Source organism: Sphingobacterium alimentarium (assembly GCF_004342685.1).
In the GTDB taxonomy this organism is placed as follows: Bacteria; Bacteroidota; Bacteroidia; order Sphingobacteriales; family Sphingobacteriaceae; genus Sphingobacterium; species Sphingobacterium alimentarium.
In genome coordinates this window covers 18,743-34,541 of record NZ_SMBZ01000019.1, presented here as the reverse complement: position 1 = coordinate 34,541, position 15,799 = coordinate 18,743, and the positions used below count along the sequence as shown (strand labels likewise).

Here is a 15,799-nt window from a genome sequence, read left to right as displayed (position 1 = left end):
AATCATGAATATTCGTACATATATAGGGGCCATCCTAGCATGCGCATTTGTACTTCTATCTTGTGAAAAAGATGACGATGAGAAGAGTAGTCAACGCTTTGCTATTGATAAGTCAAAAACGCATGTAGATGACGAATACGAAAATAAACTGAAGGATTCAGTTTGGTATTATTACAAATACCTATCCCTATGGGAATCTGTTATTGAGCCGGCTACGGCTAAACTCAATGATATGGATTCTACGGATTTTCTGAAGAAAAACTATACCCAATATTTCAATTCTGCTAATGATGTATTAGGCTATCTGATGTATCGCACCAAAGCAAGTGTTGTAGGCAATTCTGTACCTTCCAATGCGGGCAGCGGCAATTCTTTCTTTTTTTATCAAGATATAATTTATAAACATGGCAAAGGAGAGAGCAAAGCATACGATTGGTACAGCTTTCTCGATAGAGGTGGATTTGTGTCTGGAGCTATTCAAAATGGCTTGGTGTCGGGATTGGGAATGGATGTGGCCTATGTCGAAAAATCTTCCAGCGGAAACGCCGACCTTTTTTTTCGTTTTGTGGAGAAAAATTCTGCTGCTTACATATCGGGGCTTCGCAGAGGTTATCAAATTCTCAAATTAAACGGTGATAGTAAAATCGATTACAACTCCCAAAAAGCCAATAATTTTAATACCCTTAATAATTATCTCAACAGCTCTAGACTTACCGTAGAGTACAAAACACCCGCAGGAGTGATTAACTCGGTGGAAATTGTTTACAGAAGTAATCACTATGCCGATGCAGTATTTGTGGATACGGTGCTGCAAGCAGGAACAAAAAAGGTGGGCTATGTCGGGATTAGTTCCTTTCTTTCGCAGGATGCATGGGTCGTTACAGATGCGGGTTTCCAGCGTTTCGATGCCCGATTAAACCGCACTTTTGAGAATCTACAAACACAAGGTGTAAACGATCTTGTAATTGATTTGCGTTATAATGGCGGAGGATCGGTGCTAACCACTGAATATTTATCCGATATGCTCGTACCAGCATCAGCTTCCTCCCAACTCATGTACACGTACAAAATTAATGCTATTCTGAAAGAATTTGGCTGGGATGAAGCCGGCGAAGATTTTGGTCCAGTTTATTTTTCGAAGAAGGGAAGCTTGAATCTGTCCAGAGTGTACTTTTTGGTGTCGGAGGAAACAGCTTCCGCAAGTGAGCTTCTTATTAATATTCTTAGTCCTGTGATGGATGTATATGTTATTGGTACCTACCGCGAAGAGAACGGTGCTGCCGTAGCTAAGAATACATATGGCAAACCAGTAGGGTTTTTTCCTATTGAAATTGTAAGCGCTAGCAACGAGCTGTACGTAACATCCTTTCAGATGTATAATAAAAACGGTTATGGCGATTATTTTGACGGTCTGAAGCCCAATCATCATGTCTGGGAGTATCAATCTTTCTATGACTTTGGGAATGCACAGGAAACGATGTTAGCCACAGCGTTAGAACATATTCGAACAGGAGTCTTCAGAGCGACACAACCACGCTCTGTGCAAGGTAAAATGGATATCGAGCGTAAAATCTCCCGAGAAGGCTTTGGTCCTCGCAAAATTCAGGGTATGTATAAATTTCCGACCAAGAAGATTCATTTTTAATGAGTATCTTTAAAAAGTCAAAAGGAATAAGAAGTAATACCAAAATATATGAGTAAACCGAATAAACCTATTACCATTAAGGAAATCGCACGTAAACTTAGAATATCACCTTCTACTGTTTCGCGTGCACTAAATGATCATCCTAGTATAGGTTTGGTGACGACTATGCGTGTAAAGAAGCTGGCTGAAGAACTCAAATATGAGCCTAATCAGACCGCTATTTTCTTTAAACAACGTAAAACCTTTACGATAGGCGTTATTCTTCCCAAGTTGTCCGAACCTTTTTTTGCGTCCGCAATTAGCGCTATCGAAGAAGTGGCCGGAGATCAAAAATTTACGGTGCTTCTAGGTCAATCTTTAGACAATCCTGAGCGTGAGCTGAATATTATCAATAGCTTCCGAACACATCGTGTGGACGGTATCTTAATGTCGTTAGGTAAGAATACGACGAACCTAGACTTCATCGAAAGTCTGCATAAATATGAAATACCGATTGTGTTTTTCGATTGTGTACCAGAGGATGTCGAAGTACCAAAAGTATATTGTGACCTTTCTACAGGTATTCAAGAAGCTGTCCAGGCTTTTGCCGAAAGAGGACATACGCAGATTGCCCTCGTTAATGGTCCTGAAACACTCAACGCATCAGTAGAGCGCATGTTGAGTTTCAAAAAAGCATTGGAAGATCATGGATTGCCATTTGATGACAAGTATGTGGTATATTCGGACTTATCCGAGGAAGGAAATTATGCAGCGATGGAGAAGCTCCGTATGCTAGCGGATAGACCATCAGCGATATTGGCGTTCAACGATTATGTAACCTTAGATATCATCAAATTTGCAAAGGAAAAAGGCATTTACTTGGGGCATGATGTACATGTGATCAGTTTTGCGAACTATTCTATGTGGAAATATATGGACAATCCACCGTTAGGAAGTATCGAACAGTATCCCGCAGAACAGGGCGCCCAAGCGGCTAAAATACTTTTTCAATTAATTGACAAAAAGGAGAGTGATGCGCCGATCCCAAATCATATACTCGCCTCAAAGCTGGTCTATCAATAACTATATCTGTATACTATATAAATACAAAAAAAGGATGCATTTCATTAATGCATCCTTTTTTTGTTACAGTATATTTTATTCTTATAAGTGAATTACTTCACCATAAGCGTCAGCTGCTGCTTCCATAATTGCTTCACTCATAGTAGGGTGAGGGTGTACGGATTTGATAATCTCGTGACCTGTAGTTTCTAATTTACGAGCAACTACTACTTCCGCAATCATTTCAGTTACGTTGGCACCAATCATGTGCGCACCTAAAAATTCTCCATATTTCGCATCGAAGATTACTTTTACGAAACCATCTTTTGCGCCGGCAGCAGAAGCTTTACCAGATGCAGAGAATGGGAATTTACCCACTTTGATTTCATAACCTGCTTCGCGGGCAGCTTTCTCCGTTAGACCTACAGAAGCAATTTCTGGTGAACAGTATGTACATCCAGGAATGTTATTGTAGTTGATAGGATCTACGTGAAGACCTTTGATTTTCTCCACACACGTGATTGCCTCTGCGGAAGCTACGTGAGCTAACGCTTGACCTTTCACGATATCACCGATAGCATAAACACCTTCTACGTTGGTTTTGTAGAAATCATCTACCAATACACGTCCTTTGTCCACTTTGACACCTACTTCTTCAAGACCAATGTTTTCGATATTTGGAGCGATACCTACAGCAGACAATACAATTTCCGCCTCGATAACTTCCGTACCTTTAGCTGTCTTGATATTAACTTTAGATAAAGCACCTGAAGTGTCTACTGAAGTTACTTCAGATTTCGTTAAAATATCAATTCCAGCCTTTTTAAGGGATTTTTCTAATTGTTTGGATACTTCTTCGTCTTCAACAGGAACGATGCGGTCCATGAATTCAACGATAGTAACCTTCGTGCCGATAGCATTGTAAAAATATGCAAATTCAACACCGATGGCACCCGAACCAACTACCACCATAGATTTTGGTTGTTGTGATAAGTTCATCGCTTGACGGTAGCCAATGATTTTTTTGCCATCTTGTGGAAGATTAGGCAATTCTCTGGAGCGTGCGCCAGTAGCCAGGATTGTATGTTTGGCTGTGTATTCTTTAGTGCTTCCGTCGGCAGCTTTCACTTCGACTTTACCACCTTTTTTTATTTTGGCCGTACCCATGATCACATCGATCTTGTTCTTTTTCATTAAGAACTGAATACCTTTGCTCATGCCTTCGGCAACACCACGACTTCTTTTTACGATTGCACCAAAGTCAGCTTCACCGCCTTGTACTTTAATACCGTATTCTTCAGCATGGTTTAAGTATTCAAATACTTGAGCACTTTTTAATAAAGCTTTAGTAGGAATACATCCCCAGTTCAAACAAATACCACCTAAAGCTTCACGCTCTACGATGGCAGTCTTAAAACCTAATTGAGATGCACGGATAGCAGCAACATAGCCACCCGGTCCAGATCCAATCACAATAATGTCGTAGTTCATATAGTTTTTGAATTAGTTTTTCTTTTTCAAATTTTAGCCAAAAATACATTTTTTTTTTGGCTTACCCATATATTATGCGTAGCTAATTATGTATTCGGAAAAATTAGAGAATAGACTGACATACTGCTTAAATAACCTAGGGTGTTGGTAACTAAGAATTTGGTGGCGAATAGATTCTTGGAATTGGAGTCGCAATTAACCGGGGGAGAAGCTACATTGTCAGTCAATCGTCAATATCAGTAAACGGTTCTTATTGACCATTTTAATTAATTATTTTAGCGGCCAATTAAACAGATAAAAAATAATATGTTACGAATTTTTCAACAAGTTGCGCTTTGGGAAGCTATTTCTACCGTAATCCTATTTTTTGTTGCTATGCCCTTAAAATATCTTGCCGATATCCCGGAGGCAGTTAGAATAGCAGGCTCTATTCACGGCTTTCTGGTGGTAATCTTCGTCATATTACTCTTGATGTGCTGGAATACGTATGGCTGGAAATTATCCCGTGTCGTAAAGTATTTTGTACTTTCTTTAATTCCTATCGTATCTTTTTGGATTGAAAGAGATGTGAAAAAAGACATACTTGCCAGAAGATAATTAATCTTTCGGCAAGTCGTTGATACTCATATAAGCATAGGTAATCTCAGTTTTGCCGTGTGGCGTAGGAATACCTTCTTCGTTTAAATTCACAAAAACCAATTTGTCGATCGATAAAATTGTCTTTCTTGTGATTTTATTACGTACCTGACAGGTCAACGTAATGGAAGTTCTTCCGAATTCGGTGGCTGTAATGCCCAGCTCAATAATATCACCCTGTTTTGCAGAGCTTACAAAATTAATTTCAGAAATAAATTTTGTAACGACGTGTGGATTGCTCAATTGTACAATCGCATAAATAACCGCTTCTTCGTCAATCCAACGTAAAAGCGTGCCTCCAAATAGCGAGCCATTCGGATTTAGATCCTCCGGCTTAACCCATTTTCTGGTGTGAAAGTTCATAGTCGTGGTAGATTAAAGTGGATAGATAAACAAAAGAGGCAAATGTTAATTTGCCTCTTTTTATATGTAGTGATTAAGCGTGAATCGCTCTGTTAGCTGTTGCTGCTAGAGCAGCTTCTTTTAATGCTTCCGTATATGTAGGGTGAGCGTGACAGATACGAGCGATATCTTCTGCTGATGCTCTGTATTCCATCGCTACGACTGCTTCTGCAATCATATCCGCTGCACGCGGGCCAATCATATGTACACCCAATACCTCATCTGTTTCTGTGTCAGCCAATACTTTTACAAAACCATCTGTGTCTCCGGATGCTTTAGCACGTCCTGATGCTTTGAATGAAAAAGAACCTGATTTATATTTCACACCAGCCTCTTTCAATTGCTCTTCAGTCTTACCTACTGAAGCTACTTCTGGCCATGTATATACTACACCTGGGATCAAGTTGTAATCGATATGTGGTTTTTGACCAGCGATACGCTCAGCTACATAGATACCTTCGTCTTCGGCTTTGTGTGCAAGCATAGCACCTCTCACTACGTCCCCGATCGCGTATACACCTTCTACACTTGTTTCAAGGTGATCATTCACGGTGATCTTGTTACCTCTCTCTTCTGGAGTGATGCCGATATTTTCTAAACCTAATTCTTTTGTGTAAGCCACACGACCTACAGAAACTATGCAGTAATCCCCTTCGAAAGAAACAGCTTGACCTTTCGCATCTTCCGCTGTCACTGTTACCGTTTTACCTTTAGCAGTAGCACCTGTCACTTTATGTCCTAAGAAGAATTCCATACCTAGTGATTTTTTCAATACACGTTGCAATTCTTTACCAAGACCGCCATCCATTGTGCTGATGATAGATTTAGCATATTCTATCACTGATACTTTAGCACCAAGACGTGCGTATACAGAACCCAATTCCAAACCTATTACACCACCACCGATTACGATTAAGTGTTTAGGAACTTCAGTAAGGTTCAACGCTTCTGTGGACGTGATGATACGTTTTTTGTCGATAGGTAAGAAAGGCAATGCTGTAGGTTTTGAACCTGTAGCGATGATTACATTTTTACCTGTGATCTCTTCTGTAGCACCATCTTTTTTGCTGATTTTGATGGTATTTTTATTTACAAAAGAACCAGTTCCTTCGTAAGTGTCGATTTTATTTTTTTTGAATAGGTAAGTAATACCCGCTGTATTTTGTGCAATCACATCATTTTTGCGATCGATCATTTTCTTTACATCAATTTTCAAGTCTTTCACTGCGATACCATGATCCGCGAAAGCATGAGCCGCATTGTGATAGTGCTCTGAAGTGTCCAATAAAGCTTTGGAAGGAATACATCCTACATTTAGACATGTACCACCATAAGTGCTATATTTTTCAATAACTGCTGTTTTTAAACCTAATTGGGCACATCGGATGGCCGCAACATAACCGCCTGGACCACTACCAATTACTATAACGTCGTATTGCATAATTGCTATTTTATATTTTTGTTACAAAGTTAAGGTTATCCTTTAGTAATGCCAAATTATGTTGGCATAAAAAAAGGCACTGAATGTGCCTTTAAATAGTTTAAATATACTGATGTCAGTGAATTATTCTGCTACGATTTTACCTTTCATCATACCAAAGTGTCCAGGGAAACTACAAATGTATTCATAAACCCCTTTTTCTAAAGTAACTGAAATCTTATCTTGCTCACCAGGACCTAATAATTTTGTGTGAGCTACCACAGACGATAACGATGATTTTGGAATATACTCGTTATCTGCTGCTGCTGCTGCTTCACCACCAAAAGTAGCTACATCTACTCCCGGTTTTAGGATAACAAAGTTATGACCCATAGATTCTTTCGGTAATGAACCTACATTCTTTAATGTTATTTCAAGTGGTTCACCCGCTTTTACACGAATTAATTCTGTATCAAATTTCATGTTATCATTTCCTTCTACAGTCCACGAGTTAGAAATGTTAACGTTTTCGATTCCCTCTACCGTTGGTGTTGCATCGTTCGATGATTGTTCGGTGGTCGCTGTTGTGTTTGTATTGTTCGTATTATCACCACCACATGAAGCCAATCCTAATGCTACAGCCACTGCTGGAATTAAAAAATATTTTTTCATAATCTTTATATAGTTTCTTAATCAAATATAGAAAATTTATACTTGTTTTGATAAAATTAACTGCCTATTTTTTGCTCATACTAACAGCTTTGACAATTTTATTATAAAGCTCTATCGGGTTGAAAGGTTTGCCTATCACATCGTCCGCGCCGACTTCAAAAGCCGCCTTCTGCTCATGCTCCATTACGGATGCAGATATGGTGATAATCGGAATTTTCCGCAACAAAGGATCCATGCTATTCCGGATTTCGGTAATGGCCTCAAATCCACTCAAGACCGGCATATGCGTATCCATCAATATTATTTCGAAGTTGTCTTTATCGATGGCATCAAGGGCAAGTCGACCATTTTTGACTATAGTGACTTCGCAATCCCATGTGCGCAACATGTGCGCCAGCATAAAACTATTCAGATCGTTGTCCTCCGCGATAAGCACTTTTAATTTATTTAGCTTTTCTACTTGAGTGTATTGTAGTATTTCTTCTTTTTTAGCCAATGATCCCTCAAGGACTTCTTTCATTTCGACGATAAACGAAAAGGTAGAACCCTCACCGTAGTTACTTTGGGCATCCACTTCTCCTTTCAGGAGGTTGGCTAGTCGTTTTACAATCGCCAATCCTAATCCTGTACCTCCGAATTTTTTTGTAATGCGATCGTCGCCTTGTTCGAATTCTCGGAATATTTTATCGACGGATTCGGGTTTAATACCAATTCCGGTATCGGTGACGGCAAACTTTATTTTATTACTATCTCCATTTTTGGACAGAATATCCACCTTGATATCGATTTTACCTTCGTGCGTAAATTTGAGGGAATTCGAAATAAAGTTGGTCAATATCTGTTGTAAACGTAAGGAGTCAAAATGTACTATTTTGGGTAGATCTTCAGCCAAATGAACCTCGAAATTCAACTTTTTATTGGCGGCCTTCATTCGGAATATATTCGCCGTATCTTCGACTAGATCGCGTAAGTTGAAATTTTCATATTCAATTTTCATCATCCCCGAATCGATTTTGGAAATATCCAAAATGTCATTGATGATCATAAGAAGCGAATTGGAGGCATTGCTCAGTCTTTTTACCCAATCCAGTTGTTCGGCGTTTAAAGAAGAGCTTTTCAACATATTGATGATACCCATTATTCCGTTGATCGGTGTGCGTATCTCGTGACTCATGTTGGCCAAGAATATTTCTTTGGATTTGCGCGCATGTTCTGCTTCTTTGTTCGCTTCTATCAACGCTAATTTCGACTGTTCTAATTCTGTATTTTTTTGAAATATCTCTTCTTGAATGAGTACTTGTTTTATGAAAGCGTTGACCTTGGCGATCGTAATTTCGGGGTTGAGAGGTTTGTATAGATAATCGACGGCTCCACTTTGCAATCCTTTGATCAGGTATTTGTCCTCTTTGGAGATCGCGGTCACCATGATCGCGATAATATGGCTCGTCTTGGGGTTTCCTTTTAGCAAAGACACAAACTCAAAACCATTAATTTCGGGCATTTGCACGTCCACTAATGCTATTGATATATCATTTTTCCAGCATAGTTTGAGCGCTTCATTGGGGTCAGTAGTACTGATGATATTGATATTATCTATATCTGCTAACAGCGCCTCTAAGCTAATGATGTTTTCTTCTTTGTCGTCAAGTATCAATAAATTGATTTTTTTCATGACTGCTTATTTAAATTTTTGAAAAATGATACTATTTGTGCATTATCCCATACCTGTGGGTTTTGTGTTTCATTAATACCAGCTTGAGGCATGGTGTTGATAGATGCTTGATCCGGGTTTTGAATAATTATTTTCCCCCCAAAATCTTCGACAATGCTTAGACCGCGGGCGCCATCCTGGTTTGCTCCAGATAGGAGAAAGGCGGTACAGTATTCGCGATATATTTGAGCAGCAGTCTCAAATAGTACGTCAATAGATGGTCTCGAGTAATTGATATGCTCGGAGCCATCCAATGAAAATGTATAATCTGGTTCGACCATCAAATGATAACCAGCAGGAGCAAAATACACATAATTTTTACAAATATCCATTTTGTCGATGGCTGGAGAAATATTACGTAACAGTCTACGTGATAAACTTCTTTCGATCTGTGTGTCGAATTGTTTGTTTCTGTGGAGTACAACGCATATGGCGGCATCAAAATATTCCGGTAATGACTCCAGTAATTCAGCAATCAGAACATACGAACCTGCCGATCCGCCTATAAGTATAATCTCAGAAGCACTCACCATTTTTATTTAATTTTTTGATAGATATTGTAGCGCTTATCTATCACTTTAAAATTATTTTTGATATCATGAGCATAGAGGCTCTCTTTAGAACCTAAACATAAGAAACCAAATAAACTTAACGAATCGTAGAAAAGATTTAATACTCTTTTTTGTAGTTCTTTGTCGAAGTATATCATCACATTTCGACACATGATCAGCTGGAACTCATTGAAAGCGTGGTCAGTCACCAAATTGTGTGATGAAAAAAGCACTTTGCTTCGGTATTCCTTATTAATAATCGCAGCATCATACATCGCTGTATAGTGGTTTGCGAATTCTGAACGGGGGGAGGTCTTTAAATAATTTTCTGTATATGATTTAATCTTATTTAGAGAATATACTCCTTTACGCGCTGTTTCCAATGCTTTTGGGCTTATATCTGTGCCATAGATAAAACTTCTTTCCAAGATCCCCGATTCATTCAATAGGATGGCGGTAGAATAAGCCTCTTCGCCACTTGATGATCCTGCGCTCCAAATCCGTATTTGCGGATAAGTTTTGAGGTAGGGGATTACATTTTCTTTGAGTGAAATGAAAAATTCAGGATCGCGAAACATTTCGGTCACATTGACCACCAGTTCCTGAATGAAATAATTGTGAAAGTCCTTCACATTGATAATTGCATTCTTGAGATCCACAAGATCCATCTTCTCCACTTGCAGAAAACGCTCTACTCGTCTCTTCAGTGAGGATTTCGAATACCCAGATAGATCCACTTCCGAGATATTTTTGAGTATATAAATTATCTCCTCTAAATCTTCGAATTCTATAAAAAAGCCCTTACTTATCCCAGCCATACTTGCATCAATGATGTCAACTTATCTATATCAATAGGTTTGCTCACATAATCATTGGCACCTATTTGGATGGACTTCTCCCTATCACCTTTCATCGCTTTTGCTGTCACTGCCAAAACCGGTAGATTTTTATATTTTAATTCTTCGCGAATAATCTGAATAGCCTCATAGCCATCCATCTCAGGCATCATGATATCCATCAGGACAATATCTACACCGTGATTAGGATTGCGTAAGATTTCGATGGCCTCCTTGCCATTATTGGCGATTTCAATTTTCATATCGTAATTCTGCAGACTCGTCGATAGTGCAAACACATTACGCATATCATCATCGGCAATAAGCACTTTCTTGCCGTTCAAATTGTTGGTCTGCGTAATCGTTGGAACCGATACGGCAGGTTGCTGCGCATTCGAATTCAATTTATTTAAGAATAAATTCACTTCATCGATTAATCGGTCACTCGATTTGTCGGATTTCAGAATCGTAGCCCGCGCATCAGACAAAATTTTGTCATACTGCTCTTTAGGCAATTCATAAGCGGTGTTGATAATGATTGGAATTTGAGAAAGCGCTTCATTGTCTTTAATTCTTTCGATCAAATCTAAGCCATTGCCATCCGGCAAGCTCAAATCCAGGATTATACAATCTATGTTCTTTTCTTCGTTCAATTTAGCCCATGCGGATGATAGAGAGAACGTTTGGATCACATTGATATTATGTCCCGAAAATGAATTTTTGATGAATTCACTCTGCAATTCTTGGTCTTCGACCAAAAGAATCTTTTTCACCGAGTTACTGATGTTGATATTGATGTTCTCAAAAGTTTTTTGGATGGTTTCTTCGGTCACAGGCTTGTGCATAAAACCGATAGCACCTCTTTCGATAAAATCTTTCTTAGAGAAAGTGGCGGCCGACATCATGTGGATAGGGATATGCTTGGTCTGCTCATCATCCTTGAGTGTACGCAATACTTCCCAACCATCGGCAATAGGCAACATGACATCCAAGATGATTGCTGAAGGCATATGCATTTTTGCCATATTGATCCCTTTAGCGCCGTCGTGTGCTACGATGACATGGAATCCGTACTCTTCAGCAAATCCTTTCAAAATATCTGCAAAGTTGATGTCGTCCTCGATAATGAGGATGGTACGATTATCCTCATTCAATACTGGCGTATTTTCTGCCTCCGGCTGAGCTAAGTCTTTTGTAGCCACTTTTTCTACTTTTTCTCTTTTCGGGGCAATCTCTTGGATATTGAAAGCTTCCGCTGTCTGGATAGGGATAATCAAAGAGAAAGTACTACCTACGCCAAGTTCGCTTTTTAATGTGATGCGACCTCCCAATAGACTTGCGATCTCCTTACTTATCGACAATCCTAAGCCTGTGCCACCATACTTGCGGCTGGTCGAGCCGTCTTCTTGTCTAAATGCTTCAAAGATTAAGTCTTGCTTTTCTTTCGAAATTCCTTTACCCGAATCTTTGACTTCAAATGACAAATTGTTGGATTGTAAACTTACCGTGAAGTCAACATTGCCACCTGCTTCGGTGAATTTGAAAGCATTCGATAGGAAGTTTTTAAGGACCTGTTGTAGTCTGTATTCGTCGGACAAGAATTCGGCGGGAATATCCTGATCGATCGACACATTGAAGGCAATATTCTTGTCTTTGGCGATAGCTTTAAATAGGTCTTCAATATTATGTATAAATTCTTCAGAACGAATTTTACTGATGTTGAGATCCACGTGGCCTGCTTCGATTTTTGCTAAATCCAATAGTTCATTGATCAACTCCAGCAAATCGGCACCCGCATCGTGAATGACCTTTGCATATTTGACCTGTTCGGTATTGAGGTTTTGATGCTTGTTATCGTGTAGCAGCTTGGCTAATATCAATATACTATTTAGTGGAGTACGTAGTTCGTGACTCATATTGGCCATGAATTCGGACTTGTATTTACTCGCCAATTCTACTTCAAGAATTTTTTGCTCCACTAATTCTTGGGTATGATTGAGGTCTTTATTTCGGGTTTCGAGTTCTTCGGCTTTTTTGTTAAGCTCGAGGTTGGTCTGTGTCAATTCTTCTTGTTGGACACGTAATTCTTCTTCTGAAGATTCTAAAAGATTGGTCTTGTGTACGAGTTCTTCGTTTGTAATACGTAATTCCTCTTGTTGTGCTTCAAGCTCTTCGGTCTGCCTTTGGGTTTCGTCCAATAGCTCTTGAACCATTAAGTGATTCTGACCAAATTTAATACGCGTAGCTATCGAACGGCTTATGCGTTTGAAATAGGCATCATATTTTTCAGCGGTTGCTTGTGAATAATCTGCGATAGCAATCTCTATAAGTCCTATGGTCTCCCCATCATTCACTAGTGGTGAATACAATATCGTGTATTCATTTTCGGTTACTAATGAGCTCTGAATATTAAGATGCGATTTTTGTTGGTTTTTGAGTAATACTTGTGCCTGATCTTCGACGACCTTACCCAAAAAACCATCGCCCATCATGAATTCTTTGACAGCTAACGACTTGTTAATACCGTGACTTCCTGATAATCGGAAGGCTTGTGACTGAGGCTGACGGATGTAAATCGCTAGGGCAGGTGTGCTGAGGTGATTGTTTATGATTTGGATTACCACATTACATATTTCCCGTTCATCATCTAATCCACTAATGCCTTCGGAAATCAATGAACTCTTCTCTAGCACCCAATTCGATTTTTCGATTTCGTTTTTGGCCAGTAAGAATTCATTGTTGATGACGGTAAGGTTGTCTGTGGTTTCGCGAAGTTTATTTAAAGCTTGAACAACCCTGCGGAAGGTGAATGCAATAAATGAAATAACAGCGATAATCAGAAAGGCGATAATATATTTGGCAATATTAAACTTGCGCTCATTCGCATCAATCATCTTCACCCTATACTCAATAAGGTCTTGGATGTAGCTGTTGACCAAATTGAGGGAATGTGAATCCTTATCTTGCCAATAAGCCAAGTGCGCCTCGGGATCTTCTACATTCGATTCGGCTTTATTGATTATTTCGTTGACGTGTAAGATGATTGTTTCGGTCGTACCAATCTCGCCGCGGTACTCCTGCAGCTTCAAGAGTTCATCTCTTAATTTGTTAATAGGAGCTTTTATTTCGGATAGACGTCTTGTTTGGTTATTTGGATAGGTAATATTGACCTTAATAAGTTCTTTGGTGTGAACGTTAATTGCAGAAGCAATATATAGTTGTTCTTGGGTATGAAATAGCACATCTTTATTTGTATTGACAAATCTATTGATGCTAAAAAATAAATATGCTGATCCCACGAGCATTAATACCAAAGAAATTATACTGCTTGTAGTCAATTGAGCCCTCAGGGTGTTCTTTCTACTCATGATTTTAGTGTTCGAATTCTTGGTGATGTTTATATCCATTCTAATATTTAGATCGGGGGTAAAATTAATAATTGGACGCAATAAAAAGAGAACGTAGTTAATAATGTTTTCGTAAAATTAAGAGATTTTAGCTTTTTTAAGATAAAAAATTAGATAAATAAAATTAATTAATATCTTTAGGAAGGTAATTTTAAACTAAACATTACATAAATATGAATCCAGAATTTGGTGTAATTCTAACGATCGTAGGAGCGGTCATAGCTCTATCCGTATTGCTATATCTTTTGCCAGTAAACCTTTGGTTTACGGCGCAACTTTCAAATGTACGTATCAGTTTGTTAAATCTGGTGCTCATGCGTCTACGTAAAGTTTCACCTTCTTTGGTGACTAATGCCATGATTACCAGTACTAAAGCAGGTTTGCGTATCACTACCAACGATATCGAAACCCACTATCTAGCCGGTGGAAATGTAAATAAAGTAATCAAAGCCTTAATTTCAGCAGACAAAGCCAACATTCCATTAGATTTCAAACTTGCTACAGCGATTGATTTGGCTGGACGTGATGTATTTGATGCGGTGCAATTGTCCGTAAATCCACAGGTAATTAATACACCTCCAGTAGCGGCGGTAGCTAAGGATGGTATTCAATTAATTGCTAAAGCACGTGTAACAGTTCGTGCCAACATAAATCAGTTGGTCGGTGGTGCGGGCGAAGAAACTATCCTTGCCCGTGTCGGTGAAGGTATTGTAACGACAATTGGTTCGTCAAAAGACCATAAAGAGGTATTAGAAAATCCAGATAAAATCTCCAAAACGGTATTATCCAAAGGTCTTGACTCAGGTACCGCATTCGAAATTCTTTCTATTGATATTGCAGATATTGATATCGGTGAAAACGTAGGTGCGAAATTGCAGACGGATCAAGCCGAAGCTGACTTGAAAGTGGCAAATGCGCGTGCTGAAGAGCGTAGAGCAATGGCTGTCGCTAACGAACAAGAGATGCGTGCTAAAGCACAAGAAGCAAAAGCTAAGGTGATAGAAGCAGAGGCACAAGTCCCACTTGCATTGGCCGAAGCTTTCCGAAGTGGAAACTTAGGTGTAATGGATTATTATAAAATGCAAAACATCCAAGCAGATACTGATATGCGCTCGTCAATATCGACGCCAAAAAGTAATGACAAGAAATAGTTGCGAGGAATATAATTGGGCTTAGGCTAAAAAAAACAAAACCTTGACGATGGGCGCCAAGGTTTGCTACTAACCAATTATAAACCTAAATTATGAAAAGACTTTTTTAAGAACAATCCAGATTATTTCCGAATTGTTGGTACAAAGGTACATCAACTTTTGACACACGTCAAGAGTTTTCTTTTTAAAAGTTGTAAAAACAACTAGTTTGTGACACTCCTATGATTTTAGGTGTTGTGCAAAATAATTATTTGACTATTTTGAGTAAAAATTATATTTGCATACTAGAAATTAAGCATTTACTTTGGCCTCTGAAATGATATATACTAAACTAAAAAGTGTAAAATGCATCGTCTTAGATGTAGATGGCGTACTTACTAACGGCAATATCTTAGTCACAGAAGAAGGTAATCAACTTCGTACATTCAATGTAAAAGATGGTTATGCTATTCAATATGCGATCAAACAAGGGTTTGATATTTTTGTAATTACAGGTGCCAAATCGCTGGGTATTCAGAAGAGATTTGAAGGTTTGGGTGTCAAGGAAATCTTTCTAGGCATAAGTGATAAATGGACTGTTATGTCCTCATTGTTACAGCGTTACCAATATACACTAGCTGAGGTTTTATTTGTCGGCGACGATATGCCCGACTATGCTTGTATGAAGCAAGTTGGCGTGGCGGTGGCTCCATCTGATGCTGTAGAGGATATTAAGAAAATCAGTCATTACATCTCCAAATTCAAAGGCGGGGAAGGCGTCGCAAGGGATATTATTGAGAAGACTTTGCGTTTGCAGGAAAAATGGCATATTGATGTATTTACTACAAGTGTCTAAT

The 15,799-nt window shown here is 38.9% G+C and carries 13 protein-coding genes; 5 read left to right on the top strand and 8 right to left on the bottom strand.

Going from position 1 to position 15,799, the window contains the following annotated elements; translation table 11 throughout:
- Window positions 1–4 precede the first annotated feature (4 nt).
- The gene (locus EDC17_RS08425) at window positions 5–1,645 is read left to right on the top strand and encodes a S41 family peptidase (protein ID WP_132777646.1); all 1,641 of its coding nucleotides are present in this window, start codon (window positions 5–7) and stop codon (window positions 1,643–1,645) included.
- A 48-nt stretch (window positions 1,646–1,693) separates the two neighbouring features.
- Window positions 1,694–2,707, top strand: a complete 1,014-nt coding sequence (locus tag EDC17_RS08420; protein WP_132777645.1) for a LacI family DNA-binding transcriptional regulator — start codon at window positions 1,694–1,696, stop codon at window positions 2,705–2,707.
- 81 nt (window positions 2,708–2,788) lie between these two features.
- Here EDC17_RS08420 and lpdA (EDC17_RS08415) read toward each other — a convergent pair whose 3' ends face one another.
- On the bottom strand, window positions 2,789–4,177 hold the full coding sequence (lpdA, locus tag EDC17_RS08415; protein ID WP_132777644.1) for a dihydrolipoyl dehydrogenase: 1,389 nt from the start codon (window positions 4,175–4,177) through the stop codon (window positions 2,789–2,791).
- A gap of 306 nt (window positions 4,178–4,483) precedes the next feature.
- Between lpdA (EDC17_RS08415) and EDC17_RS08410 the strand changes: the two genes are divergently transcribed.
- Window positions 4,484–4,774 (top strand): DUF3817 domain-containing protein, encoded by a 291-nt coding sequence (locus EDC17_RS08410; RefSeq protein WP_132777643.1) that lies wholly within the window; start codon window positions 4,484–4,486, stop codon window positions 4,772–4,774.
- On the opposite strand, the gene EDC17_RS08405 is transcribed toward EDC17_RS08410, so the two are convergent.
- The 7 genes from EDC17_RS08405 to EDC17_RS08375 all read right to left on the bottom strand — a co-directional run bounded on the left by EDC17_RS08405 (window position 4,775) and on the right by EDC17_RS08375 (window position 13,773).
- A complete protein-coding gene (locus tag EDC17_RS08405) occupies window positions 4,775–5,176 on the bottom strand; it encodes an acyl-CoA thioesterase (RefSeq protein WP_132777642.1) in 402 nt (133 codons plus the stop codon).
- Between the two features lie 73 nt (window positions 5,177–5,249).
- Window positions 5,250–6,656: a dihydrolipoyl dehydrogenase gene (gene lpdA / locus EDC17_RS08400; protein WP_132777641.1), complete on the bottom strand. Its 1,407-nt coding sequence runs from the start codon at window positions 6,654–6,656 to the stop codon at window positions 5,250–5,252.
- Between the two features lie 123 nt (window positions 6,657–6,779).
- On the bottom strand, window positions 6,780–7,280 hold the full coding sequence (locus EDC17_RS08395) for a plastocyanin/azurin family copper-binding protein (protein ID WP_243646091.1): 501 nt from the start codon (window positions 7,278–7,280) through the stop codon (window positions 6,780–6,782).
- Between the two features lie 91 nt (window positions 7,281–7,371).
- Complete coding sequence (locus EDC17_RS08390) at window positions 7,372–8,979, bottom strand: response regulator (RefSeq protein ID WP_132777639.1); 1,608 nt, start codon at window positions 8,977–8,979, stop codon at window positions 7,372–7,374.
- Complete coding sequence (locus EDC17_RS08385; RefSeq protein ID WP_132777638.1) at window positions 8,976–9,551, bottom strand: chemotaxis protein CheB; 576 nt, start codon at window positions 9,549–9,551, stop codon at window positions 8,976–8,978. The genes EDC17_RS08390 and EDC17_RS08385 overlap by 4 nt, the downstream gene beginning before the upstream one ends.
- 2 nt (window positions 9,552–9,553) lie before the next feature.
- Window positions 9,554–10,387 carry a CheR family methyltransferase gene (locus tag EDC17_RS08380; RefSeq protein WP_132777637.1) on the bottom strand — a complete coding sequence of 278 codons (834 nt, stop codon included), beginning with the start codon at window positions 10,385–10,387 and terminating at the stop codon, window positions 9,554–9,556.
- Window positions 10,375–13,773: a response regulator gene (locus EDC17_RS08375; protein ID WP_165894385.1), complete on the bottom strand. Its 3,399-nt coding sequence runs from the start codon at window positions 13,771–13,773 to the stop codon at window positions 10,375–10,377. Before EDC17_RS08375 ends, EDC17_RS08380 begins: the two co-directional genes overlap by 13 nt.
- Before the next feature lie 212 nt (window positions 13,774–13,985).
- Between EDC17_RS08375 and floA the strand changes: the two genes are divergently transcribed.
- Window positions 13,986–14,963, top strand: coding sequence for a flotillin-like protein FloA (gene floA / locus EDC17_RS08370; protein WP_132777635.1), 978 nt, complete (start codon window positions 13,986–13,988; stop codon window positions 14,961–14,963).
- 316 nt (window positions 14,964–15,279) lie between these two features.
- A complete protein-coding gene (locus EDC17_RS08365) occupies window positions 15,280–15,798 on the top strand; it encodes a KdsC family phosphatase (RefSeq protein WP_132777634.1) in 519 nt (172 codons plus the stop codon).
- The last annotated feature ends 1 nt before the right edge of the window (window position 15,799 follow it).

What these genes read in the sequence shown, in the direction of transcription:
- floA (WP_132777635.1), top strand. Translation starts at nt 13,986, where the DNA reads ATGAATCCAGAATTTGGTGTAATTCTAACGATCGTAGGAGCGGTCATA.
- EDC17_RS08410 (WP_132777643.1), top strand. Translation starts at nt 4,484, where the DNA reads ATGTTACGAATTTTTCAACAAGTTGCGCTTTGGGAAGCTATTTCTACC.
- EDC17_RS08375 (WP_165894385.1), bottom strand. Translation starts at nt 13,773, where the DNA reads ATGAGTAGAAAGAACACCCTGAGGGCTCAATTGACTACAAGCAGTATA.
- EDC17_RS08380 (WP_132777637.1), bottom strand. Translation starts at nt 10,387, where the DNA reads ATGGCTGGGATAAGTAAGGGCTTTTTTATAGAATTCGAAGATTTAGAG.
- EDC17_RS08425 (WP_132777646.1), top strand. Translation starts at nt 5, where the DNA reads ATGAATATTCGTACATATATAGGGGCCATCCTAGCATGCGCATTTGTA.
- lpdA (WP_132777644.1), bottom strand. Translation starts at nt 4,177, where the DNA reads ATGAACTACGACATTATTGTGATTGGATCTGGACCGGGTGGCTATGTT.
- EDC17_RS08405 (WP_132777642.1), bottom strand. Translation starts at nt 5,176, where the DNA reads ATGAACTTTCACACCAGAAAATGGGTTAAGCCGGAGGATCTAAATCCG.
- EDC17_RS08365 (WP_132777634.1), top strand. Translation starts at nt 15,280, where the DNA reads ATGATATATACTAAACTAAAAAGTGTAAAATGCATCGTCTTAGATGTA.
- lpdA (WP_132777641.1), bottom strand. Translation starts at nt 6,656, where the DNA reads ATGCAATACGACGTTATAGTAATTGGTAGTGGTCCAGGCGGTTATGTT.
- EDC17_RS08385 (WP_132777638.1), bottom strand. Translation starts at nt 9,551, where the DNA reads ATGGTGAGTGCTTCTGAGATTATACTTATAGGCGGATCGGCAGGTTCG.
- EDC17_RS08390 (WP_132777639.1), bottom strand. Translation starts at nt 8,979, where the DNA reads ATGAAAAAAATCAATTTATTGATACTTGACGACAAAGAAGAAAACATC.
- EDC17_RS08420 (WP_132777645.1), top strand. Translation starts at nt 1,694, where the DNA reads ATGAGTAAACCGAATAAACCTATTACCATTAAGGAAATCGCACGTAAA.